Source organism: Streptomyces sp. NPDC026589, assembly GCF_040638385.1.
GTDB lineage: Bacteria > Actinomycetota > Actinomycetes > Streptomycetales > Streptomycetaceae > Streptomyces.
In genome coordinates, this window is the sequence record NZ_JBEZYG010000014.1 from 178752 (window position 1) to 200499 (window position 21748).

Annotated in this window: 20 protein-coding genes and 3 pseudogenes; 15 read left to right on the plus strand and 8 right to left on the minus strand. The window is 68.9% G+C overall.

Features of this window, described 5'->3' with window-relative positions; translation table 11 throughout:
- Nucleotides 1-12: 12 nt before the first annotated feature.
- Entirely contained in the window at nt 13-915 is a 903-nt protein-coding gene (locus tag AB0F29_RS24495) for a type II CAAX endopeptidase family protein (protein ID WP_361875577.1), read from the minus strand.
- 362 nt (nt 916-1277) lie between these two features.
- Here AB0F29_RS24495 and AB0F29_RS24500 point away from each other — a divergent pair, with 362 nt between their 5' ends.
- Nucleotides 1278-2063 (plus strand): SAM-dependent methyltransferase, encoded by a 786-nt coding sequence (locus AB0F29_RS24500; protein ID WP_361875580.1) that lies wholly within the window; start codon nt 1278-1280, stop codon nt 2061-2063.
- Here AB0F29_RS24500 and AB0F29_RS24505 read toward each other — a convergent pair.
- On the minus strand, nt 2036-3178 hold the full coding sequence (locus tag AB0F29_RS24505; RefSeq protein ID WP_361875583.1) for a hypothetical protein: 1143 nt from the start codon (nt 3176-3178) through the stop codon (nt 2036-2038). The two genes, AB0F29_RS24500 and AB0F29_RS24505, sit on opposite strands and share 28 nt — an antisense overlap.
- A 207-nt stretch (nt 3179-3385) precedes the next feature.
- Between AB0F29_RS24505 and AB0F29_RS24510 the strand changes: the two genes are divergently transcribed.
- From AB0F29_RS24510 to AB0F29_RS24555, 10 genes and pseudogenes are all read left to right on the plus strand, one after another.
- Complete coding sequence (locus AB0F29_RS24510) at nt 3386-3664, plus strand: type II toxin-antitoxin system Phd/YefM family antitoxin (RefSeq protein ID WP_192815852.1); 279 nt, start codon at nt 3386-3388, stop codon at nt 3662-3664.
- Nucleotides 3665-3667: 3 nt separating this feature from the next.
- On the plus strand, nt 3668-3946 hold the full coding sequence (locus tag AB0F29_RS24515) for a type II toxin-antitoxin system RelE/ParE family toxin (protein ID WP_361875587.1): 279 nt from the start codon (nt 3668-3670) through the stop codon (nt 3944-3946).
- A gap of 189 nt (nt 3947-4135) precedes the next feature.
- Nucleotides 4136-4924, plus strand: coding sequence for a hypothetical protein (locus AB0F29_RS24520; protein ID WP_361875590.1), 789 nt, complete (start codon nt 4136-4138; stop codon nt 4922-4924).
- Nucleotides 4925-5247: 323 nt separating this feature from the next.
- Nucleotides 5248-6852: a tetratricopeptide repeat protein gene (locus AB0F29_RS24525; protein WP_361875593.1), complete on the plus strand. Its 1605-nt coding sequence runs from the start codon at nt 5248-5250 to the stop codon at nt 6850-6852.
- Between the two features lie 40 nt (nt 6853-6892).
- A pseudogene (locus AB0F29_RS24530) lies at nt 6893-7006 on the plus strand (IS5/IS1182 family transposase); the annotation flags it as partial.
- A 225-nt stretch (nt 7007-7231) separates the two neighbouring features.
- Nucleotides 7232-7912: an ABC transporter ATP-binding protein gene (locus AB0F29_RS24535; protein ID WP_361875596.1), complete on the plus strand. Its 681-nt coding sequence runs from the start codon at nt 7232-7234 to the stop codon at nt 7910-7912.
- Nucleotides 7912-10512: a hypothetical protein gene (locus tag AB0F29_RS24540; protein WP_361875599.1), complete on the plus strand. Its 2601-nt coding sequence runs from the start codon at nt 7912-7914 to the stop codon at nt 10510-10512. Before AB0F29_RS24535 ends, AB0F29_RS24540 begins: the two co-directional genes overlap by 1 nt.
- A gap of 204 nt (nt 10513-10716) precedes the next feature.
- A complete protein-coding gene (locus tag AB0F29_RS24545; protein ID WP_361875794.1) occupies nt 10717-11418 on the plus strand; it encodes an HNH endonuclease family protein in 702 nt (233 codons plus the stop codon).
- Between the two features lie 136 nt (nt 11419-11554).
- Nucleotides 11555-12181: a hypothetical protein gene (locus AB0F29_RS24550; RefSeq protein ID WP_361875602.1), complete on the plus strand. Its 627-nt coding sequence runs from the start codon at nt 11555-11557 to the stop codon at nt 12179-12181.
- Between the two features lie 410 nt (nt 12182-12591).
- A pseudogene (locus AB0F29_RS24555) lies at nt 12592-12825 on the plus strand (hypothetical protein); the annotation flags it as partial.
- A 126-nt stretch (nt 12826-12951) separates the two neighbouring features.
- Here the strand turns inward: AB0F29_RS24555 and AB0F29_RS24560 are convergent.
- The 4 genes and pseudogenes from AB0F29_RS24560 to AB0F29_RS24575 form a co-directional block, all read right to left on the minus strand.
- A complete protein-coding gene (locus tag AB0F29_RS24560; RefSeq protein ID WP_361875605.1) occupies nt 12952-13584 on the minus strand; it encodes a DUF1707 domain-containing protein in 633 nt (210 codons plus the stop codon).
- Between the two features lie 176 nt (nt 13585-13760).
- Nucleotides 13761-14351 carry a hypothetical protein gene (locus AB0F29_RS24565; protein WP_361875607.1) on the minus strand — a complete coding sequence of 197 codons (591 nt, stop codon included), beginning with the start codon at nt 14349-14351 and terminating at the stop codon, nt 13761-13763.
- A pseudogene (locus AB0F29_RS24570) lies at nt 14348-16167 on the minus strand (alpha/beta hydrolase). Before AB0F29_RS24570 ends, AB0F29_RS24565 begins: the two are co-directional and overlap by 4 nt.
- A complete protein-coding gene (locus AB0F29_RS24575; RefSeq protein ID WP_361875610.1) occupies nt 16164-16595 on the minus strand; it encodes a hypothetical protein in 432 nt (143 codons plus the stop codon). Before AB0F29_RS24575 ends, AB0F29_RS24570 begins: the two are co-directional and overlap by 4 nt.
- Before the next feature lie 258 nt (nt 16596-16853).
- Between AB0F29_RS24575 and AB0F29_RS24580 the strand changes: the two genes are divergently transcribed.
- Together AB0F29_RS24580 and AB0F29_RS24585 are read left to right on the plus strand one after the other, a co-directional pair.
- Complete coding sequence (locus tag AB0F29_RS24580; protein WP_361875613.1) at nt 16854-17486, plus strand: hypothetical protein; 633 nt, start codon at nt 16854-16856, stop codon at nt 17484-17486.
- A 249-nt stretch (nt 17487-17735) separates the two neighbouring features.
- Nucleotides 17736-18245, plus strand: a complete 510-nt coding sequence (locus AB0F29_RS24585) for a YdeI/OmpD-associated family protein (protein WP_361875616.1) — start codon at nt 17736-17738, stop codon at nt 18243-18245.
- A 343-nt stretch (nt 18246-18588) separates the two neighbouring features.
- Here AB0F29_RS24585 and AB0F29_RS24590 read toward each other — a convergent pair whose 3' ends face one another.
- Complete coding sequence (locus AB0F29_RS24590) at nt 18589-19569, minus strand: WYL domain-containing protein (RefSeq protein ID WP_361875618.1); 981 nt, start codon at nt 19567-19569, stop codon at nt 18589-18591.
- A gap of 116 nt (nt 19570-19685) precedes the next feature.
- Between AB0F29_RS24590 and AB0F29_RS24595 the strand changes: the two genes are divergently transcribed.
- Nucleotides 19686-20627, plus strand: a complete 942-nt coding sequence (locus AB0F29_RS24595) for an alpha/beta hydrolase (protein WP_361875796.1) — start codon at nt 19686-19688, stop codon at nt 20625-20627.
- A 97-nt stretch (nt 20628-20724) separates the two neighbouring features.
- Here AB0F29_RS24595 and AB0F29_RS24600 read toward each other — a convergent pair whose 3' ends face one another.
- Nucleotides 20725-21354 (minus strand): class I SAM-dependent methyltransferase, encoded by a 630-nt coding sequence (locus tag AB0F29_RS24600; protein WP_361875621.1) that lies wholly within the window; start codon nt 21352-21354, stop codon nt 20725-20727.
- On the opposite strand from AB0F29_RS24600, the gene AB0F29_RS24605 reads away from it, so the two are divergent.
- Entirely contained in the window at nt 21343-21624 is a 282-nt protein-coding gene (locus AB0F29_RS24605; RefSeq protein WP_361875624.1) for a transposase, read from the plus strand. The two genes, AB0F29_RS24600 and AB0F29_RS24605, sit on opposite strands and share 12 nt — an antisense overlap.
- Nucleotides 21625-21748 lie beyond the last annotated feature (124 nt).

Genomic DNA, 21748 nt, shown 5'->3' on the forward strand with positions numbered 1-21748 from the left:
GAAGGACGGGCGTCAGGGGCTGACCCGCTCGATGCCACGTCGCTCGGCGATCTTCGCCATGGTCAGGCAGTACAGCGGGGCGAAGACGAGCTCCAGGACCAGGGCCTGCCAGGGGGCGTCGGCGGCAGTGCTGGTGTCGTCGAGTTCCCCGAAGCCCGCCGCCAGGCCGAAGGCCAGCACGTTGTTGGCGACGTGCAGGACGATCACCGCTTCGAGCCCGCCGGTACGGATCACCAGCCAGCCCCACCACAGCGCCGAGTAGAGCAGCAGGAGGAAGCCGGAGAGTTCACCGAACCCGTGGGCCAGGGCGAACAGGAGGGACGCCAGCACGATCGCGGGCCAGGGTGAGCGCACGACCCGGCCGATCACCTGGACCAGCCAGCCCCGGAAGACGTACTCCTCGGCGGCGGCCTGGAACGGGACGAGCGCCAGCACCACGGCCAGGCTCAGCAGAAAGTAGGGCCAGCCCGGGAAGCCCGTACCGGACTCCGTGAGCGGTTCCGCGTCCCAGGTCCAGGCGATCAGCAGCCCGATCTGGACGGCCATGAGCGGGAAGCCCACGGCGGCGCAGCGTCCGAGCCAGCCCCAGCGCAGCCGCCCGACGACGGAGGACACGGTCCCGGCGGGCCGCCGACCGAGGAGGCGGGCGACCCACAGGACGATGGGTATGCCGACCGCGATGCCGACGAGCGAGATGGCCAGTTCGGCGACCGGGTCGTCGAAGAAGAGTTCGCTGTCCGCCGAGGCGGGCCCCGCGTCCAGCACGTCCGCGAGGATCGCGCCGACCACGCCGACCGCCACCATGCCGAGCACGACCAGCACGAGGGCGACCAGCAGTTCGCCCAGCCAGCCGAACCGTCCGCCCCGCCCGTTGCGCCCCTGCTCGTCGTAGCGGGAGCCCGAGGGCGCACGCACCGGCCCGGTCGGCGGGCGGCTCCACTCCGGGGGCCGGTCCCAGCCCTGCCAGGTGGCGCCGGGCGGGCGGGGCGGTTCGGCGGAGGACGACGGCGGTGACCAGGGAGACGGAGGAGGCGAGGGAGACGAGTTCGGAGGCTGGGGCACGTCAGCAGGCGGGTTCACACCAGCGATCTTCGGCGCGCACGGCGTACGAGGTCAACGCGGAAGCCCGGCGGGGACGGACCCGCCTGCGGCCGGGCGTAACAGCAGGGCGGGCGCGGGGGGCGCACCGAGACCCGAACACCCTTCCGGTGGGCCGGTATTGCTGTGGCAGACTGCATCGACCGATTGGTCCACACCACGTGTATCAGGAGTCCGGCATGACAGCAGCGACGCCCCACCCCCCGATCGACACCAGCAAGCCGCACTCGGCCCGGGTCTACGACGCGCTGCTCGGCGGCAAGGACAACTATCCTGTGGACCAGCAGGTGGCCGAGCTCCTGCCCGTCGAGGCGAAGGTCGGCGCCCGGCAGCAGCGCTCCTTCATGAACCGCGCGACCGCCTGGCTGGCGGGCGAGGGCGTGACGCAGTTCCTGGACATCGGGACGGGCATCCCCACCGAGCCGAACCTGCACCAGACGGCCCAGGAGATCCGCCCCTCCGCCCGGGTCGTCTACTGCGACAACGACCCCATCGTTCTGCGCCACGCGGAAGCGCTGCTGGTCAGCCGTCCGGAGGGCGTGACGGACTACGTCCACGCCGACGTCCGCGAGCCCGCGATCATCCTCGACGCGGCCCGCGAGACCCTGGACTTCGACCGCCCGATAGCCCTGTCACTCCTCGGCCTGCTCCACCTCCTCCCCGACGCCGAGGACCCGCTCGGCATCGTCCGTACGTTCACGAGCGCCCTGGCACCCGGCAGTTACGTCGTGCTGTCCCAAGGCGCGTCCGACGCGAACGAGCAGCTCGGGAAGCAGAGCGAGGACGAGTACAAGAAGGGCGGCATCCAGCTGGCCCTGCGGAGCCGCGAGGAGTTCTCGCGGTTCTTCGAGGGCCTGGAGATCGTCGCCCCCGGCCTGGTGAAGGCCCCGGAGTGGTTCAACGGCACGCCCGCGCCCACCCAGGAGTTCAGCGGTATCTACGTGGCCGTGGCCCGGGTCCCGTAACCGGGAGGCCCCTCAACGCCCCCGCCCTCCCGGGCCTCGGCGGCGACGAGCTCCCGCCAGGGCGGCCTCGGAGGTTCGGGGTCGGCCTCGGCACGGGCCAACGCGTCCGCCCAGTGGGCGCGTTGCCGCTCGCGGTGGCAGGGCCCGCACGTCGTGACCCATGACGCGTGCGGCCGGAACATGTGCTCCTCGCCGGGCCCGTCGCAGGCGATCAGGGGCGGTGGCGGTGGCGGTGGGGGCAGTGGTGACGCCGGGGGCGAGGGCTCCGCCGTCACCTCCGGGTGCGGGGGCAGCTTCTCCACCAGCCGGTGCGCCAGGAACCCGAAGGCCGAACGCACCCCGCCCTCCGGCAGCGCGCTGCACAGCGCCAGCCGCAGGTCGCCGGCGCTGACGCCCCGCCGCAGCCACTCGGCGGCGAGCGCGCCGAGCTTGCGGGCCTCGCGTACGCCGAGCGAGAGCTCGCGCGTCTGGTGCCGCAGCGAGAGCAACACGCGCTCGGCGAGGAGGACTTCAGCAGGGCCAGGGCCCGGGTCCGGGCCCGGGTCCGGGTCCGGACAGGGGTCCGGGTCCTGCTGCTCGTCGCCTTGCTCCTGCGACCCGCTTTCCGCCTCCACGACCGCTTCGGTGGGTGGGTGGGAAGAGTCTTCGCCCTGTTCTTCGCCTGCGGGTAATGGACCACCGGCCGTCCGACCGGTCGGCTCGCCGACCGTCGGAGAGTGCGTACTCGGAGCGGGCGACACGTCCGGGGCGGCGGAAGCGCCCACGTTCCCGTACCCGTCGGCGGGAACACCGGCGCGGAGACGAGCAGCCTGATCAGCCGTCAGCGGCTCGTTGCTGAACACCTGGACGGTGCGCCAGCGCCCTCCGTCGAGGCTCTCCCGCTTCTCATGCACGTACCCGTGTGTCACGAGGTCGGACTTGGCCTTCTGATAGGCGCGACCGGTCATACGGAGAGCGCGGGCGTGCTCGCCCAGAGCCTTGTCGCGCTGCTCTTCGGGCAGCCCCTGGACGTAGAGGACCAGAACCTTGGCGTCACTGCCGAGACGCGGGTGGCGCACCAGACAGTTGGGGGCCTTCGTGTAGCCCCGAGGGGGCGGGATAACATGCGAAAGCATCGCGGGTGGACTCCTGATCCACTGGTGGTGAAGGCCCTCGGGTAAGTGCTGATACACCCCCGGGGGCCGCCCTATGCGCTGCGAAAACATGAGCGCACGGAGCGTGATGTCACGATCACCGTACCGCAGAGAGCTACCTCCCCAACCACTCTCCGCTCGACCAGGTGAAACACATGTACATCTGCCACATCTGCTACATTGGCGTGCATGAGTGAGCCCGTGACCGAATCCATGGCAGAGGTACGCAAGCACCTAGCGGACGTCATCGACCGCGCGCGCCGTGACGAGACGCCCACGATCATCACCCGCCGAGGCAAGAGTGAAGCGGTCCTCGTGGACATCGACGAATACCGACGCCTGCGCGAGGCCGCCGAGCGGTACGAGGACGAGTGGCTCAACCGGCTCGCGGATGAGGCCGAGGCCGAGGGAACCGATGGATCAGTATCCCTCGAAGAGATGGCCGCACTCCTCCGGTCGGCTAACTGACCCATGGGCCACGTCACACGATTCACGGCCCACGCACAGCGTGACCTTCTCAAGGTTCCCCTGCCGGAGGCCCGACGCGTCCTCGGCCGCCTGGCAGACCTCCAGAAAGCGTTGGACACGGGAGACCTCTCGGCGTTCGACGTCAAGCCGCTCCAGGGCCACGAGGCACGATGGCGTCTCCGAGTAGGTGACTACCGGGCCGTCTACACCGTGGAGGGCGGTCAGCTCATCGTCTGGGTACTCGCCGTCGGCCATCGGCGCGAGATCTATCGATCCCTCTGAGCTCACCGTTCGCCCCCCCTGGCCCGGCACCGAGTGGGAGCGCGGCCGGGCCCTGGTGATCAAATCGTTGCCGCCCCGCGCACAACCGCGCACCCCCGCCCCTGGTCTCCTGGTCAGCCGCGAGGAAACCCTCGGGCAGGCGCGCCTGCGCGCGCGGCCCCGGGCGGCTGGGGAGAGGACGGGATCGACGTGAAGAGCGTGAAGAGAACGACGCGGAGAGCGGTGGTGGCCGGTGCGGCCGCAGCCGTGTTCACCGGGGTGGCGGCGGTACCGGCCGGGGCGGCGGAGGGCGGGGTCGCCTTCTCCCGGGTCACGGTGAACGGCGGGAAGCCGATCGTGATCGGGGTCAAGAAGGAGGTCGAGCTGTACGTGACCTTCCGGATGACGACCAAACTCAAGCACAAGTCCCACCCGACGGTGTTCCCCTACCGGGGCAAGCTCGGCTCCAGCGAAACGCTGTGGAATTCCATCCTCGTCAACGACTGCGTGGTCGTGAACAAGGCGAAAGGGATCTGCGACTTCGAGGAGTGGCTGACCATCGACCCGAGGCACTACGACTTCGGGAACGAGGACGCCGGCGCCTGGAAGACGGCCGCGCAGCTGTATCTCCCCAAGGGCGCCGAGGACATCGACGACGAGAAGCTCCCGTTGCAGGTGAAGCGGGCGACCCGGGTCACCGTCAACGCCTCGCCGGAGCCGGTCGTGAAGGGGAAGACGCTCACCGTGACCGGAAAGGTCAGCCGGGCGAACTGGGACACCCACACCTATCAGGGGTACGGGGGCCGCTCGGTGAGCCTCCAGTTCAAGGCGGCGGGCTCCTCCTCGTACAAGACGGTCAAGAAGGCGACGTCGAGCAAGACGGGAGCCCTCAAGACCACAGTGAAGGCCACCGGCGCGGGGACATGGCGGTGGACGTACTACGGCAACACGACGTCCGGCGCGAGCTCGTCGTCCGGGGACCGGGTCGCCATCCGGTAGACGCGGTCGGCGGCAACCTGGCGGACGGGCTGCTGGACGCCCGGAGTGGTCTTCACCGAAGGGTGAGGGGCCACCCTGCCCACCTTGTCCATCTACAGGTCACGGGCTTCTGCTGTGCTGCCCGGCAGCGGGCGGGCTGGGTCCGGTGGTGCCGAACCAGTTCGGGCAGTGTCCGTTCTCGCCCGCTGCTCCGGTCGGGATCGTGGAGTATGAGGTCCGGGCCCGGGTGTGCGTGCGGAACTGGGGGGTGCGGGGTGGGCGTCGGCGGGGAAGTGCCGGGAGCGAGTAACAGGATCTTCGGCGGCCGGCAGGAGAACGTGGTCATGGCCGGGACCATCACCGGCCCCGTCACCTTCACCACTGCGGGCAAGCGTGTCCCCGCGTATCTGCAGGATCCTCTCCGGTGGCCGGTGGTCGGCAGCTGGCACGCGCTCGCGGCGGGTACTCACCGATCACGCCCCGACGACTCCGGCGACGCCGTTCCTCCTTACGTTCCCCGGGATCACGACGCGGTCATTCGCACCAGGCTCACGCGGGCAGCGGACGAGGGCGGACTGGTCCTGGTGGTCGGGGACTCCACCGCGGGCAAGACGCGAGCCTGCTTCGAAGCGCTCCGTGCGCAACTTCCCGAACACCGGGTGGTGGCTCCGGCCGGAGGCCCGGACCTGCTGACCGCCGTGGAGGTGATCGGCCGCACCGCGGCCCGGTGCGTCGTGTGGCTGGACGACCTGGAGTCCTGCCTCAGCCCCGACGGACTGGAACCCGGGCTGCTCGCCGAACTCGTCCGTCTGCGCATCCCGGTGCTGGCCACGATGCGACACCAGCAGTTCGAAATCTTCGCCGCCCCGGAGACCGACTCCGGGGTGCGTACGGAGCACTCCAGGACCGCGACCACAGGAGCACGCGTACTGCGACAGCTGGACCCCGTGGAACTCGACCGGATCTGGAGCGCAGGTGAACTGGAACGGGCCGGTGAGACGGAGGACGACCGGATCGCCGACGCCCTGGCCCACCACGGGCCCTACGGAATCGCGGAGTACCTCGCCGCCGGGCCCGCCCTTTTCCAGGAGTGGCACCGCGCCGCCCGCCCGGAAGGCCACCCCCGCGCCGCCGCCCTCATCGCCGCAGCCGTCGACCTGGCCCGCACCGGACTGAGACCCCCCTACCCACTCGACCTCCTCACGTCCGCCCACGGGCCCTACCTCACCGCCGCCGGCGGGCCTCTCCTGCGCCCCGAACCGCTGGATGCCGCCCTGACATGGGCGACCCGGCGCCGCCACGGCGTCACGAGCATGCTCGTGCCCACCCAGGACCCCAACACCTGGAACGTCTTCGACTACCTCACCGACCACACCCACACCCCCGTCCCCGTCCCCGACACCACCTGGCACATCGCCCTCCTGCACACCACAGACAGCGAGGATCTGACGCGCCTTGGGCTTCACGCCCATGATGTGGAGCCTGCCATCGCCGAGCTCTGCTACCGCCGGGCGGCGGAAGCCGGCGACACCGACGGCATGTTCAACCTGGGCATTCTGTTGGCTGATACCGGCCGCACGGACGAAGCCGAAGCCGCCTACCGCCAGGCCGTCGAGGCCGGACATCCCGATGCGATGGTCAACTTCGGCGTGCTGGTGGCGGCTTCGGGCCGCCGGGGTGAGGCCGAAGCCATCTGCCGCCAGGCCGCCGACGCCGGACACTCCAAAGCCACGTTCAACCTCGGCAATCTGTTGGCCAGGGAGGGCCGTACGGACGACGCCGAAGCCGCCTACCGCCAAGCCGCCGACGCCGGACACCCCATGGCCACATTCAATCTCGGGGTACTGCTGACTGAGATGGGTCGTATCGACGAGGCCGAAACCGCCTTCGGTCGAGCCTCGGCACCGGAGACACCGGCTACGCGGGGGCGGGGCGCGAGGCAGGGGTGATGATTCGGCTGTTCGTGATGCTGTGGGTACTCGACCGTCGATCGAGGACGACGGGTTGTGGGCGCTGATCGAGCCGTTGTTGCCTCCGTGGCCGGAGCGGTCACCAGGGCCGCGGCAAGTGTCGGACCCGCTCTGCCTCCAGGGCATCCTGTTCGCCCTCTACAACGGCCCTGGCAAATCCTCCCTGCGGAGCTGGGGCCCACGAGTCGGGCACCCAGGCCGGCTACATGTACGGCGCCTTCAACGGAACCGGCGACAGACAGGGCATGGCTCCGGAAGCCAATGACAACAACGTCTCGCCGCTGAACAGCGACGAGGTCAGCTCGTGGCGAACCAGGCACGGCTGCTAAACCGCTCAGAGAGCAGAAGGGCTGACGACATGACCGGAGCACCGCTGATACAAACGCGCGACCTGTGTAAAGCCTACCGATCGGCAGTGGAAACGGTGTGGGCCGCACGGGAGGTGAACTTCGCTGCCAGTGCGGGCGAGTTCGTCTGCGTATACGGGGCGAGCGGCTCCGGGAAGTCGACCCTGCTGAACCTGCTGGCCGGCCTGGATGTCGCCGATACCGGTGACATCCAGGTCGCCGGTGTCGACGTCAGCGCGGCGGATGAGGCCCAGCGCGCGCGGCTGCGGTTGGTTGCCGTCGGAGTGGTCTTCCAGCACCACCAGTTGGTGGAGGAATTCACCGCCGCCGAGAACGTCGCGTTGCCGCTGGAGGCGCGCGGGGATACGTCCTCCGCTGCCCATGCAGAGGCTGTCGCCCAATTGGCCCGCGTGGGCCTGGCCGGGCTGGAGGACCGACTTCCCGGTCAGCTGTCCGGCGGCCAGCGACAACGGGTGGGTATCGCCCGCGCGCTGGCCGGTGACCGCGCCGTGCTCCTGGCGGACGAGCCGACAGGAGCGCTGGATTCGGCCGCTACGAGGGAGATGTTCACACTGCTGCGGAAGTTGTGCGACGAGGGGGTGCTGGCAGTGGTCTGCTCCCATGACACCCGCTGCCGGGAGTTCGCCGACTCGGTTTATGAGGTCGTCGACGGCCGCCTGGAACACCGCTGATGGCGCGGCAGCCGAAGCAGCCCGACAAGGGCAGTTCGGTCCTGCCGCAGCCACGGCTCGCGGCACGGCTGGCATGGCGGCTCGGCCGGCACCGGGGCCAATGGATCGGTGCCTCTTCAACGGTGTTCGTGGCGGGTCTGTTCACGATGGCCATGTTCATCGCGTTGTCGACGTTGTCACTCTCAGGTGCTCAGGAGGCCGATCGCGACTTGGGCCGCTTCGACGCTCTCGCGAGCGCTGAGATGACGCTTCCCCCCGGCAGTAAGACGCCGGCCCCGGCCATGGCGGGGGCGGCTCGGCAGGCCGGTGCGAACGAGTCCGCCGCCTTCCTCACCGCGCTCGACGTGCAGCTCGCCGTCACTCCGGCACGGAACGTGACCCTGCTGGAGGGGCAGTGGAAGCCCAACCCGTACCCAGACGTGTACGAGTTGACGGCCGGGCGCTGGCCGCAACAGCCGGGCGAGATCGTTGTGACCGACCCAGGGGACGTCAAGGCCGCGGCCGGTCAGACGCTCACCGTGCTCGGTGATGTTCGGCTGCGCGTGGTGGGCGTCGCGGACAACCACTACGCGAACACCTCGGCCCTGCTCGCCGCGCCGGGCACGTGGAGCAGTCTGGACCCGAAAGTCGCTGAGGGTTACCCCTTCCTGGCCGCGCAGCCGTACCTGCTGTGGACCGGGGGCCCAGAACAAGCCGTCATGGACGCGGTGACAAAGACGCTCACGTCGTACAGCGATGGCTCCAGCTCACAGGAGGCCGAGGGCGGACCGGAGCTTCTGCCCGGCCCACCGACCCTTCGGGCACAGATGGAGACCAAAGCAGCCGATTACTGGATCGAGAAGTCCCCCGCCGGATACGCCATCCCCGCCGTTCTGGTCCCCATCGGCGCCGTGCTGCTGATGTTCGGGCTCGTCGACCGACGCCTGCGGCGCACCACGGAGACCATGGTCTCCTTGGGGTTGCGACCCGCCACCACGGTAGCGGCCGTGAGCTTCGCCTGCGTGGCATGGTGCCTGGCGGCAGCTACCGCCGGTGCCGCTGCCGGAGTTGCCACCGGCTGGGCCCTACGACCTCTCCTGGCGTACCTGCAAGACCGGCCGGCGGGAGATGTCGAAGGAATCACAGACGCTGCTACGCAGCTCCTCGCTCTGGTCGCGGCAACCGGAGTACTGACCGGCGCGGGGCTGCTCCTGGCCCGCCGGACCCGCAGCGAGCAGCCTCACCCCACCACCACGTCACCGGCACACCAGCCGCGGGCGAAGAACCTCCGCAAGAAGAGTGCCGCGAGGGTTGTCCGCGAGGTCCGCCGGCTGGCCGCGCTGGGCGTCTGGTGCGTCTGCGTGGTCTACACGGCGACACGCCTCGACACTCCGTCCGAGGGCATGTTCCTGACCGCCCTGATCACGGCCGCAGTGGTGCTGACGTTGCCGGAGCTCTTCGGACTCGCGACCCGTCTACTCACGGAGCGTGACGCCCGCCGCAGGCTGGCCCGCCGTCAACTGCAGGCCGACCGACGGCGGGCACAGGCCGCCCTCGCCGTCCTCACCGTGATCATCGGCGCCAGCCTGGGCATGCTCGCCCTTCTCGACACCCTGATCCGCAGCAGCGAGAACACCGTGCAACCGGACGTCATGCCCGGCCAGGTACTCCTGGCGCACCGGGCCAGCAGCGCCTTCGCACCACCCGAGCGGATGCTTACCGTGCTCAAGGAGAGCCAAGTTCTCGAAGGCCTTCCCCAGGTGGAACTCCACCGCCTCTCGAAGGAGTCCGTGGACGAAACCGGCCCCGTCCCCAGCACAACTCGCCAAGGCAACAACGGCGGCATCCTGGCCGTCGACTCACCCGACGACGTCCCCGTCCTGACCGGCCGCCCCCTTACCGCCGACCAGCGTGCGCTGCTCAACCGCGGCGGCCTCCTGGTCTGGGCAGACCGCGACAATGCCCCGCCCCCCGAGGGACAGCCGACCCGGCTTGTGGTGGCTGAGGACGACCGCATCCTCACGAAAACCCCTCCCCTGCCCTCCAAACCACTGGAACTCGCACGCACGGGCTGGCGCGCCGGCACGGACGGAATCCTTCTCGTCGACACCGCGCGCCGCCTTGGCCTCCCCATCGCCGTGCGGGGCCCGACCATGGTCGCCGACATCGACGACGGCCAGGACAAGCGCGTGCAACAGGTCCTCCAGGACCACGCGATCGACGCGCTCGCCGCCTACATCTACGTCGAGCCAGAACCACCGGTCCCGGATACCGCGCTCTACGTCTCCGCCGCAGCCTTGGCCCTGCTTGCGCTCACCACCGTCCTCACCGCGCTCCGCGGCCAGACCCGAGCACTGAAGACCTACATCGACAGCCTCATCGCGCTCGGCATCCCGCCATCCTGGGGCCGCCACATCATCCTCTGGCAGTACGCCGTGCTTCTGGGAACCGCCACTCTCCTCGGGCTCTTCATCGCCATCGTCCCGACCGTGGCACTGGCCACCCAGATCCCCGACTTCCAGCTCAGCATTCCCTGGGGACAGATGAGCCTGCTCCTCGCCACTCTCGGCCTGGCCTCCGTCCTCGCCGCAACCCGATCGACGCTCGCTCTACGCCGGTAAGGGCAGCGCCGTCCACGATGGATCGATCGTTCTCAGGGTGAGCGAAGCGACCACCGGCCCGGCGCGGGGGCGTGTCGGGGGCGAGGCGACCGGGGAGCACCGAGCGCGGGCTGTGGAAGCGCTCCTCCGGTGAACTCGCTGAGCCGTGAGAGTGATTGCGGACACGAAGGCTGCGCGAAGGCGGGACGCGGCCAGTAGAACGCGCTGGTGATCAAGAACCTCGCGCGCGGTATCGGCGCGCTCACCCTCGCCCTCGTCCCTCTACTCCCGTCTCCCGCCAGTCCAACAGCGCAGGCCGCTCCGGTCGCTCCGGCCGCTCCGGTGGCAGAGGTGACGACCCTGGCCGACGCGGTCGGTCTGCTCAAGGTGACCGAGGAGAACCGCTCCGGCTACACCTCTTCGTCCTTCCGCCACTGGAACGCGGGTGAGGACCCGACGGACGGGTGCGACACCCGGGCCGAGGTCCTCCTCGCCGAAGCGGTCGTCGCACCGACCGTGGGGTCCGGTTGCAAGCTGACCGGCGGCAGGTGGACGTCCTACTTCGACGGCCACGAGGTCACCGACGCCGGGTCCCTGGACGTCGCCCACCTCGTCGCGCCCGCCGAGGCCTGGGACTCCGGCACCTCCGCCTGGACGGCGGAGCAGCGGGAGGCCTACGCGAACGACCAGGGGTCTGACGTCTCCCTGGCCGCGGTCACGTCACGCACCAACCGCCAGAAGGCGGACAAGGACCCGGCGGACTGGATGCCGCCGTCCCCGGAGGTCCAGTGCCGGTATGCGGGGGAATGGGTGGCGACCAAGCTCCGCTGGCAACTCACGGCGGACGAACGCGAGCTGGAAGCGCTGAAGGTGTACGCCGAGGGGCCCTGCGAGGACGCCGTCGTCCGCTACGCGCCGGCGCTCTGACCCACCCGCCTACGGGAGCGGCTGGTCCGCCGGAACCCCCTCTGCGGACCAGCCGCTCCCGTAGACCCGCATCCCGGCGCTGGCCGGTCAGCGGCCCGTACGCGACATGCCGTGTACCCCCTCCTATGCTGCCTCCATGGGTATGGACCTCACGGTATTCATGGTGGATTGGGGGCAGTTGAGTGCCATCCCTGTCGCGAGCCGTATCGGACGGCTTGAGGACGTGGCGTGGCCGGACGAGTTCGGCGACGTGGACGTGTACGACGGCGGGCCCGAGCGCGCCCATGGCTGGCACTGGCCTCCTGGACAAGCACCGGCGTGGTGCGCCGTATACAGCTTCCTCACCACCACCGGCGCCCACATGCCGCATGTCCGCGCGGGCACCGCATGGGCTGACATACGGCCGCTCGTCGGCGCGCCCGTGCGTGAGGTGATGGACAGCTTCCTCGGAGGTCTGATCCGGAGCGGGGATCAGGCCGATACTCCGGCACCGGTCGGCGGAGGAGTCTTCCCGCAGGCCGTCGACCGCTGGCACCCGAATGTGCTCCTGGTCTGCCTGCCGGAGGCGGTGGCGGGCAAGGCTCGGGCCTGGGAGCGGGTGGAGCCGTGTCTGGAGAAGTTGAGCGGCCCGTTCGCGGTCGAGTGCGAGGGCTGGGCGGGCCGCCCGGACACCTTCGAGGACTTCGTTGCCCTGCTGCGTGAATGGGGCGCAGTGGTCACGGAGGCTGCTCACCGGGGATGGGGCCTGGTGGGGCTGCCCTGACTTTCAGCGCCGACGCGAGCATCAATCGTCGAGCCGAACCGTCCCTGCCCCCGGGGCGTCCATGCGAGCACACCCGACACTGTGGAGCTGCCGAGCCAGGAGTACATCCGAGCCGCCAACCTGGCCGTACTGCGCACACGGTGCCGATCCGGTCTGACCCACCCGTGAGGGAGGGCGGCCCTGTAGCGGAGGCGACTTCATGTCACCTGTCACCACAGGGCACCTCGGGGCTGTCTGACCACGGACAGCCAAATAGGCCTGTCCGCGTGACTGATCAACGCCGCTCCACACGTACCGTCATCGCGCTCTCCCTGGCCGTGATCGCCAGTTGCGCTCTCACCTACATGATCATGCTGTTGGCCGGAAGCCCCACGGTTCAGACGCCGCGCACCCTGGACCAGGACGCGCCGGCCAACTGGGAGACCAGGAAGTACGCCTCCTACGGGGGCCGCTCGGTGAGCCTTCAGTTCAAGCCTTCCGGCGCCACCTCCTACACCACGGTGAAGAAGGTGCTGGCGAACGGCTCGGGTGCCCTCAAGACGACCGTGAAGGCCTCCAAGACGGGTACGTGGCGCTGGGCCTACTACGGCAACACCACCACCGGGCCGTCGACTTCGACCGGGGACAACGTCGTGGTGAAGTGACGTCCGCGGTGCCGACGGGCCGGCGGGGCCCAGGTCGGCGGTAACTGCTGCGACCGTCAGGGCGTCGGGCCCACCACCACCGTGGCGGACCCGACACCCTGCGCCCTGGCCGACCGCGAGCGGCGCCTAGGAAACGTCCAGCTTGCGCCGTTCCCGCTTGTTGGGGTGGCGGACGACCACTCCGCCCACCCCGCCGGCTCCGGTGAGCCGGATCAGCGGAGTTCCCGGGAGCCGGCCGGACGTGCTCTTGTCCGTGAGGCCGCCGAAGCCGGGGTCGATGCCACTGGTGTCCGCGACCCAGCCGTCGGGAATGACGACCGTGACACCGGACGTCTCCCCGTACGCCTCCACGACGATCTCCGCGAGACGGCACTCGACCCGGGTGAAGTCGAGTTTCACACCGCCCAGACCTCCGTGAGCGATCACGTGCTCCGGCACCTCCCAGCGCCCGGGGCCTCGGGACGCACCATGAAGGCCGCCCTTCAGCACCAGTGGCGGTCGGCTCCCCGCTGCGAAGGCCGGGGCGGCGGCCGAGGAGAAGTGCGGCGTCGGCAAGTCAGCGGTGAGGGCGTCCAGGTCGCCGTGCGTCTTGGCCGTCAGTGCCAGCTCCAGGCGTGAATCCAGCTCATCGAAGTCGATGCGCCCCTCGGCCGCCGCATCACGCAGCCGCTCCACCACGGCTTCCCGGTCGTCGTGAGAGGCACGAATTCCACCAGGAGGAACGGGGCGCGGAGAGGGCTCCGGAAACTGGGCTGTCATAGCCGCAAGGATAGGCAGTCGGGGCGGCGACTGCCTATCGACAGCCCTCGCCGTCCACGCACCCGCCGAGCACCGAAACGGCAGACAACCTCATGGAGTTCGGCACTTCCTGAGCCACGCTGGGGCATCTGACCGCCGATCCTCCGCAACCATCGAGCAGTCCGTCCAACGCGCGGTCAGGACGAGTGGGCGGGATCCGGGACCGGGGTCTCGGCGGACCAGAAGTCGGAGCGGACGTTGGGGGTGGGGGGCCTACCGTCGTACGTGCGGCCGGTCGCCACCTTCATGGGCGCGGCCACCTTCGACTCGTCCACGCAGGGACTGGTTACCTCGAAGAATGCCTGCCCTTTGTAGCCGAACTTGACCACGATGCCGAAGCCGTCCTTGGATACGGCGATGATCGAAGGCATCTCCTTGCTCGGATTCACCGACTTGATCCGAAAGTCGCTCGCCTTCCAGAAACGCTCGACCACTCCCAGAAGGTTGCCCCGACGCTGCTCGGAAACGACTGTCATCACGGTCCAGTAGCGCGTTACGTCGCAGCTGCCGGTCGTCGTGGTGTAGTGGACCCATTCGATTTCCGGCTTGATCTCTCCGACCGTCGCGTAGAACATCCCGTCGGCGTGCTCCGCCGCCCCCTGCATGTCCATGCCTGCTACTGCCCCATTCCCGTTCTTGGCATTGCTCATCAGCCCGCAGCTGACAAGCAACGCGCCGGTCACGCCCAGCGCACAGGCCAGGCGAACAGTTCGCGTGATGCGCCTCATCGATGCTTCTCCCTCACGATGTCCTCAGGACGTCCGCCGACAATGCTTGCGATATTGCGCGCCGATTCCTGATCCTTCGTGGGAGTGAAGTACTGGGAGTGGGCGTCGAACTTTCCGGCTTCGAGAACCATCCTGGGCCCATCGTCGACCTCGAAGCGCTGTGCTCCGAAGGCCTCACTCGCCGGGTCCTTGCCGAAGTGCAGGTCGTCGTTGCCGACGTCGAGAAGGTCATTAGCCCTTCTGACCGCCTCTGGACCACCCAGCACCCAGGCGGGCCCCGCGGCGAGCGCCGACTCTCCCTTCGTGGGCACGTGGGTGACCGGGTCGTTGTCGGCGGCGCCCACGAACACATGGTCCTTGCCCACGCCGAGTTCCGTCGCCTTCTGCGCGTCCACGCCGGGGCTGCCGAGCAGGATCACGTCATCGACGCCCGGAATCCCGCCTGCCTCTTTGGCGGCCGTGCCCACGGTGAGCGAGCCGTAGGAATGCCCGATCGCCGTCACATGCGGGTCCTCGTTCGCATTCGTCGCCGAAAGGCCTCCCATGAACTCGTTGTACGCCGGAGCACCCCGTTGCGCATCGCCTCTCGTCATTACGTCCAAGTGCTGCGGGGCGTCGTAGCCCAGCCAGACGATCGAGGCACTGGACGGGTCGACATCCTGGGTACCGATGGCCGTGTCCTGGGCCCGCTTCATCGTGTCCGTGACGAATTCGCCGTCGAGCTTGGTGCCGAGACCGGGAACGTACGCCGCGACGTGCCTGGACGTATCAGGGTTCCCGTACGAGACGACCGCGCGTCCGTTGCCCTCGTCCCCGATGCCGAGAAGGAACATGGGCGGGTGACTCGACTCACCGAGTTTGTCCTGAATCATGCGGAGGGCGTCGAGCTTGGTCCTGGCGTCGTCACCGCCCCGGCTCGCCATCTCGTCGATGAGGACCGGCAGGTAGTTCCGGTTCGCCTCGTCGCGAACGACCGCCGGGATGCCGTCCAGACCGCCGATCAGGTCCGGTGCGACGTTCACGTACTCCTGCCGCTGTTCGTCGGTCAACGCGTCCCACCACTTCTTGCGCTCCGCAGGGTCCTTGTCCTGCGGGATGCCTTCGGCGAGGTGCATGCCGGCGGCGGATCACCGTCGGCGGTGTCCCCGAACACGTCCTTCAGCGTGGCCGCGGTGACATCGAGCCCCTTCTCCGCCTTCAGGCCGTTGAGGGTCTTCGCGTACCGGGCGTCGATCTCCCGCGCGGACCGCACGGCTCGGGCGATGCGGTCGGCCACGTCCTGGGCCTTCTCCGCGTTCGGGTTGACCGGCCTGAAGCCCGAGTAGCCGGGATACAGCGACTGCTGCCCCGGCGATCTGAGGCCCGGCGGATCCAGCGGAAGGCGGGAGCTGCCCCGCGAGCTGCCTCCCGGCGCCTCCTGCTTCGCCCCGGTCAGGTCGTCGACCTTGGCGGCCGGGTAGCTGACGGAGCCGTCCTCGTGAACCGTGAAGTTCAGGGAAGCAGCGTCCTCCAGTGCCTGCTTCAGCTGGTTCTGGGGCTCGGCCAGATCGCCGGCTAGCCCGTTGAGCGCTGTACGGACCAGCCCACACTCGGTCGCCACGTACTGGAAGTTGCGACTGAGTCGCCGGAGCCTGCCGAGGGCCGCCTCGGCCGATTCGCTCTCCTGGGTCTCGCGGAGCTTCGCGGACATCGCGCGGTCGACCTGGGCCCGGTCGGAGGCCGAACGACCGGACACCTCGTGCCACTTGTCGCCGGCCTGCGTGAGCTCGGAGGCCTTGAGGTCGCGCAGCAGCTGCCAAGTCAGGGGTCCGATCATCGCTTCACATCCGCCTTGCCGGGGACATGGACCCCCGTGAAGGACGACTTGATCCCGGTCTCCGACTCCCCCATCTCCTTGGCGACCGTCAGCAGGTTTCCCTTGAGCTGCTCGCACTCGTCCCGTACTGCCTGAAGGCGTTCTTCCCAGGACGTCAGCACGCTCTTGAGGGCCGCGACGGAACTGAGGCCCGCTACTCCCGTCTCAACACCCTCGTGGCCGCGCCCGAGAACCGACCTGCTCGTCCCCGCCCTGGTCCATAAGTCGCCTGCGGTGCCGGATGCACTGGTCCAAGGGCCCTTGGTGTACTTGAGTTTGCCGGTTCCGCCCGAGCCGGCCCCGCCGTCGCTGGACGCCGAGGCGAGCCTCATCGCGGGCCCATCCTCGGTCGGTCCGAACAGCTCCTGCCAGCGCTCCGCATCAAACACGACACTCCCCCGTCTGCCTGCGTTCCGTTTCTGCGCCTGGAGACGCTAGCTCAGGCTCCGCGCGGCGTACGCGATCGGGAATGAATTCCGGACAAGGAAATGGCTGGACAGCCGTGTCGGTCAGGCGTTCGTGCTTGCATGCGCACTGGCTGGAAAGCGGTGAGGGCAGTGGACCACCGGGTGCACTGCGGCGGCCCGTTCAGATGATCAACCGCCCGGGCCGCCGCAGTGGCGTCACGACCGGCTGAGAATGGGCGCATGAATGATCAACAGAATGTCGCGGAAGCCTGGTGCCGCCTCACCGGCTGGCTGAAGACGCATGCTCCGGTCTCCTGCGCTTCGCTCCTGCCTCCGGCCGCCGAGACGGCCGTCGAGGCCGCCGACACCGCGCTGAAGCACCATCTCGGGTTCGGGCTGCCCGCCGAGCTGGCCGCGCTGTGGCGGCTGTGCGGCGGCGTGGATCACCAGGAGATCGAACACGACGAGGAAGGCGAGATCGGTTCGGGGGCGTTCCTGCCCGGCGGGGTGATCATGGCTCCGGTGGACGCCCTGCGCCCGCGCCTTCCGGACCATAGCGGACTGGACTGGTGGGAAGGCGCGCCGGTGGTGCCGTGGCTGACCAGGGACGAGGCCGGGCCCGAATCCGGCTACTGGGTGGGTGCCATCGGTGTCGGCCGGTGGGGCCTGGACAGCCTGCCCGGCGTCGGCGCCACAGCCGCGTTCCCCTCGATCGCCGCCTACCTGGACGCCGTCCTGCGTACGGTGACCGAAGGCCCGGCGGATGCGATGGGCCCCGATGTGCCCGGCCTGGTGCGGGGCTGCCTCATCTGGGAGAACCCGGAGCATCCGCTGCTGGACGAGGCACTCACGCACTGGACCCCGATCCACTGACGCGCCGGGGGTTCCGGGTTCCCGACTGGCTGACAGGCCCCAGGCATGTACCGCTGACGGCGAGCACGGGGACCCCGCTGGTTCTGTCCGCGCTGGAGATGGGGCTGTGGCAGCGCGACCGGGCCGGAAACCCCGTCACCGCACGGGAGTTGCTCCACCACCACTCAGATGCCGGATATCGGTACACCAGCTTCCGTCTCGCCATCCACATGGCCACCGAGCAGATCGCCGCGTCCATTAAGTCCAGCCATGATCCTCCGGGCAGTCCCTAGCAGGGTCGTCAGGTTCAGTGTCGCCGCCGGCTCCGTCTGCCACGTTGATTCGGAGGCAGTCGACCAGGCCCTGTGCTTCGGCTGGATCGACGGCCGGCAGAGTCCGATCGACGACTTCTCCTGGTCGATCCGGTTTACTCCGCGCAGGCCGCGCAGCAACTGGAGCCAGGTCAACCTCCGCAAGATCGAGAAGCTGACCGCGCAGGGCCTGATGCGGTCGGCCGGCATCGCGGTGTTCGAAGCCCGTGACCGGGAGTACGAGGAGAAGCCGGTCTGGGAGTTCGAGGCGGCGCAATTGGCTCGCTTCCAGGCAGAACCGCAGGCGTGGGACTGGTTCAGCGGGCAGACGCCGTCCTACCGCAAGTCGGCTATCCACTATGTGATCAGTGCCAAGCGGGACGAGACCCGGGAGCGGCGGTTGGACCAGCTGATCGCCGACAGCCTGGCGGGGGTGCGGCTCAAGCAGTTCCGGCGGCCGGGAACCTGAGGGCCCTCTCGAAGGGGCCGAGCGCGAGCGCGTAGCCGTCCAGCGCGGGACCTGCCGCTCCAGGAACCCGTCGGGCTTGCCCTTTCGGTGCCCAAGCACGCGGTCGGCGATCGACACCGCAGCCCAAGAGGCGCCAGCCGTCACCACAACCTGCACCGCCCGCCGCGACCTCACCCCGGAGGCTCGCCGAGCGCGTGGCGATGTCGGCCCAGCACAAGCGGGCTCACCGCCCACCCGCAGCGAGCCAGGCCGGCAGAGCCGCCGACTCGTGACCAGGTGACGGCAGGAACGGACAAGCCCACACCATGGAGCGGAACTGTTCTCGGAGCCTGCCTCGTCCGCTTCAAGACGGGTGAAGGTCTCCGCCGGCGCGCGGCCGACCGTATCGTTCGACGAGGGCGTTGCCGATCGAGGCCAGGCGGTCTCGGACACTCGTAGGGCCGGTCACCTCGACCCATTCGACGAGCCCGGAGAGCTCGCCGGCGAGGATGTACTCGTTGGGGCCGCGGATCACGACCTCGATCCGGCCGTCGGTCGTGGAACCTCCCACGTCGAGCCGGTCGCCGACCGCCATCCGGAGGATGCCTATCCCGTCGGGTGTGCATACCGCCTGGGCCTCCAGCGGCATTCGTTTGCGATCGACCTCTTCGGCGATCTCATTCCAGCTCTCGGCAAGATCGAAGTCACCGGCTCGGTGCACAGGGTCGCCGGTCGGGTCGGCGGACGACACACGGTCGATCCGGAAGACGCGTCGGCCGGTCTCGGTGTTGGAGACGAGGTACCACACAGGACCTTTGGCGACGACGCCCAGCGGGTGGACAGTTCTCCGGGTTTCGACACCTTTGCTGTCGACGTAGCCGAGCGACACCTGGACGCCCCGGATCACCGCGTCCTGCAGTTCGTCGAGGAAGCGAGGCGGCTGGTGCTCGAACCGGCTCGCCCCCCATCGCTGCGGGTCTACGACCAGCGACGACGCCGCTGCCTCGGCCTGCACCTGGAAGGGCTTGGGCAGAGCGTGGACGAGCTTGCGCAGAGCTGCTTTCATCGCCGGCGTCGCATCCGAGGCCGGACCGAGAGCCAGGAACAGGGCGCGTGCCTCACTGGCGGTCAACCCGGACAGGTCGGTACGAGCGCCGCCCACCAGGCGCCACCCGCCGCCTCGGCCCTGCACGGAGTACACGGGTACCCCGGCCATGGCCAGGGCGTCGAGGTCACGGCGGGCGGTGCGCTCGGAGACGTCCAGCTCCCGGGAGACCTCCGCGGCTGTCACCTGCTCGCGCCGTTGCAGCAAGAGGAGTACGGCCACCAGCCGATCGGATCGCATACAGACAAAACTCTCATAAAAACCGGTCACAAGGTGACCGGTTTGGATAGCAAGCTGGCGACATGACCTCATCGAGGAGGTCGACCACCGGCAAGCACCCTCAGAGAGGAAATGCAGTGTCCAACCAAGCAGAATTTCCCGAGCCCACCCTCATCCAGGTCAACGGTGTGGAGCTGGAAGTCTTCGAAGCAGGCCGGGAGAACAAGGGCAAGCCCATCGTGCTCTGCCACGGCTGGCCGGAGCACGCCGTCACCTGGCGTCGCCAGATGCCGGTCCTCGCCGCGGCCGGCTACCACGTCATCGCGCCGAACCAGCGGGGATATGGCAACTCCTCCCGCCCGACCGAGGTGACCGATTACGACGTCGAACATCTGACGGGCGACCTCGTCGCGCTCCTGGACCACTATGGCTACGAGGACGCCACCTTCGTCGGCCACGACTGGGGTGCGTTCGTCGTCTGGAGCCTGGCCCAGTTGCACCCCGGCCGGGTGAACAAGCTGATCAACCTGAGCCTGCCTTACATGGAGCGCGGCGAAACACCGTGGATCGAGGCCATGGAAGCCTTCCTCGGCGGCGACTTCTACTTCGTCCACTTCAACCGGCAGCCGGGCGTCGCGGACGCCGTGCTCGATGCCAACACCTCCCGGTTCATCCGCAACCTCTACCGGAAGAACGCGCCCCCCGCGCCCCCTGAGCCGGGCATGGCATTCATCAATCTCGCCAAGGCGGAAACACCGCTCGGTGAGCCCGCCATGACCGAGAGCGACCTGGCCGTCATCATCTCCGCGTTCGAGACGTCGGGATTCACCGGCGGCATCAACTGGTACAGGAACCTCGACCGTAACTGGCACCAGTTGGCGGACGTGGACCCCATCATCAAGCAGCCCACCCTCATGATCTACGGCGACCAGGACTTCGCGGTCCCGAGGTTCGAAAGACTGGCAGAGTTCGTGCCCGACGTGGAAGTGGTCGGCCTGGACTGCGGTCACTGGATCCAGGGGGAAATGCCCGAAGAAACCAACCGCGTGATCTCAGAATGGCTGGGCCGGCAGGGCTAGGGCCTGTCTGACAATTCCCGTCGGATCAGTGAGCGTCCGCCGAGCCAGCAGTTACCGGAGGTGCGCCGACCGTCCGGCGGGTATTGCAGGGCAGGACCTACGAACGGCGAGCCAGCAGGTAAGCGTCGAGGAAGCCCCGTTCGGAGGCCGGATCATGGAGCAGCCGGGCGAAGGGAACGAGCCCGGCATCAGCCAGCAGTTCGGCGAGGCGGTCCGCCGGCCAGCTATAGGCAGGCGCCACCTTGTGGTCGAACCGGACCGGCTCAGGCCCGTCGGTCCCGAAGAAGGAGACCAGGAGCAGGCCACCCGGCGCCAGGACGCGTACCTGCTCGGCGAGCAGCTCCGGCAGTTCCCCCGCAGGGGTGTGGATCATCGAGTAGTGGGCCAGTACGCCGCCGAGCACGCCGTCCTCGATCGGCAGGGACTCCATCCGCGCCTCCTGGAAGCGGAGCGCCGGATGGGCCTGCCTGGCGTGGTCGACCATGCCGGGGGAGAGGTCAAGTCCGAAGGCGTCCAAGCCCAGTTCGTGCAGCATGGCCGTCAGATGTCCGGGCCCGCACCCGACGTCAGCTGCCCGCAGGTTGCCCGTCGCGCGCACCAGTTCGGCGAAGGTGCCGATCATGGCCCGGGCGAACGGCTGTGTCTCCAGCCGGCCTGCGAATAGCGATGCGTACAGCTCGACGACTCCGTCGTAGGCCGCCCTGGTCTCGTCCTGATGATTCGCCACAGGCAGGACTCTATAGCCGGTCTGATAATTGATCTTGTGACAGGTCGAGGTGAGGTGGCGGACGTGGTGTGGGAGCGGATTGAGCCCATGTTGCCGCAGACGGACGGGCGTGGCCGTCCATGGCGTGATCATCGGCAGGTGGTTACTGGTGTGCTGTGGCAGCTGCGGACCGGGGCTCCTTGGCGCGACCTGCCCGTGCGGTTGCCGCCATCCGCGTTGATCCTCCGGTCGGGCTGGGTGCTCGTGCAGTCGGAGTTGCCGCGTGTCTGAGTGGAGGAGTGGTACTGGGTCCAGGTCGGCTGGTTGGTCCACCGTGACGAGGTCGACGGCACGGTGGTGTCACCCATGGCCCAGCTCTGAGCCCAGCAATCGGTGTTCCCGGAGTGGAAGTTAC

Excerpts from the sequence above, each read along its gene's own strand:
- AB0F29_RS24505 (WP_361875583.1), bottom strand. The coding sequence starts at position 3,178 with ATGCTTTCGCATGTTATCCCGCCCCCTCGGGGCTACACGAAGGCCCCC.
- AB0F29_RS24510 (WP_192815852.1), top strand. The coding sequence starts at position 3,386 with ATGAGTGAGCCCGTGACCGAATCCATGGCAGAGGTACGCAAGCACCTA.
- AB0F29_RS24540 (WP_361875599.1), top strand. The coding sequence starts at position 7,912 with ATGGCGCGGCAGCCGAAGCAGCCCGACAAGGGCAGTTCGGTCCTGCCG.
- AB0F29_RS24605 (WP_361875624.1), top strand. The coding sequence starts at position 21,343 with ATGATTCGCCACAGGCAGGACTCTATAGCCGGTCTGATAATTGATCTT.
- AB0F29_RS24525 (WP_361875593.1), top strand. The coding sequence starts at position 5,248 with ATGGCCGGGACCATCACCGGCCCCGTCACCTTCACCACTGCGGGCAAG.
- AB0F29_RS24535 (WP_361875596.1), top strand. The coding sequence starts at position 7,232 with ATGACCGGAGCACCGCTGATACAAACGCGCGACCTGTGTAAAGCCTAC.
- AB0F29_RS24550 (WP_361875602.1), top strand. The coding sequence starts at position 11,555 with ATGGGTATGGACCTCACGGTATTCATGGTGGATTGGGGGCAGTTGAGT.
- AB0F29_RS24585 (WP_361875616.1), top strand. The coding sequence starts at position 17,736 with ATGATCCTCCGGGCAGTCCCTAGCAGGGTCGTCAGGTTCAGTGTCGCC.
- AB0F29_RS24560 (WP_361875605.1), bottom strand. The coding sequence starts at position 13,584 with ATGACAGCCCAGTTTCCGGAGCCCTCTCCGCGCCCCGTTCCTCCTGGT.
- AB0F29_RS24515 (WP_361875587.1), top strand. The coding sequence starts at position 3,668 with ATGGGCCACGTCACACGATTCACGGCCCACGCACAGCGTGACCTTCTC.
- AB0F29_RS24565 (WP_361875607.1), bottom strand. The coding sequence starts at position 14,351 with ATGAGGCGCATCACGCGAACTGTTCGCCTGGCCTGTGCGCTGGGCGTG.
- AB0F29_RS24500 (WP_361875580.1), top strand. The coding sequence starts at position 1,278 with ATGACAGCAGCGACGCCCCACCCCCCGATCGACACCAGCAAGCCGCAC.
- AB0F29_RS24590 (WP_361875618.1), bottom strand. The coding sequence starts at position 19,569 with ATGCGATCCGATCGGCTGGTGGCCGTACTCCTCTTGCTGCAACGGCGC.
- AB0F29_RS24580 (WP_361875613.1), top strand. The coding sequence starts at position 16,854 with ATGAATGATCAACAGAATGTCGCGGAAGCCTGGTGCCGCCTCACCGGC.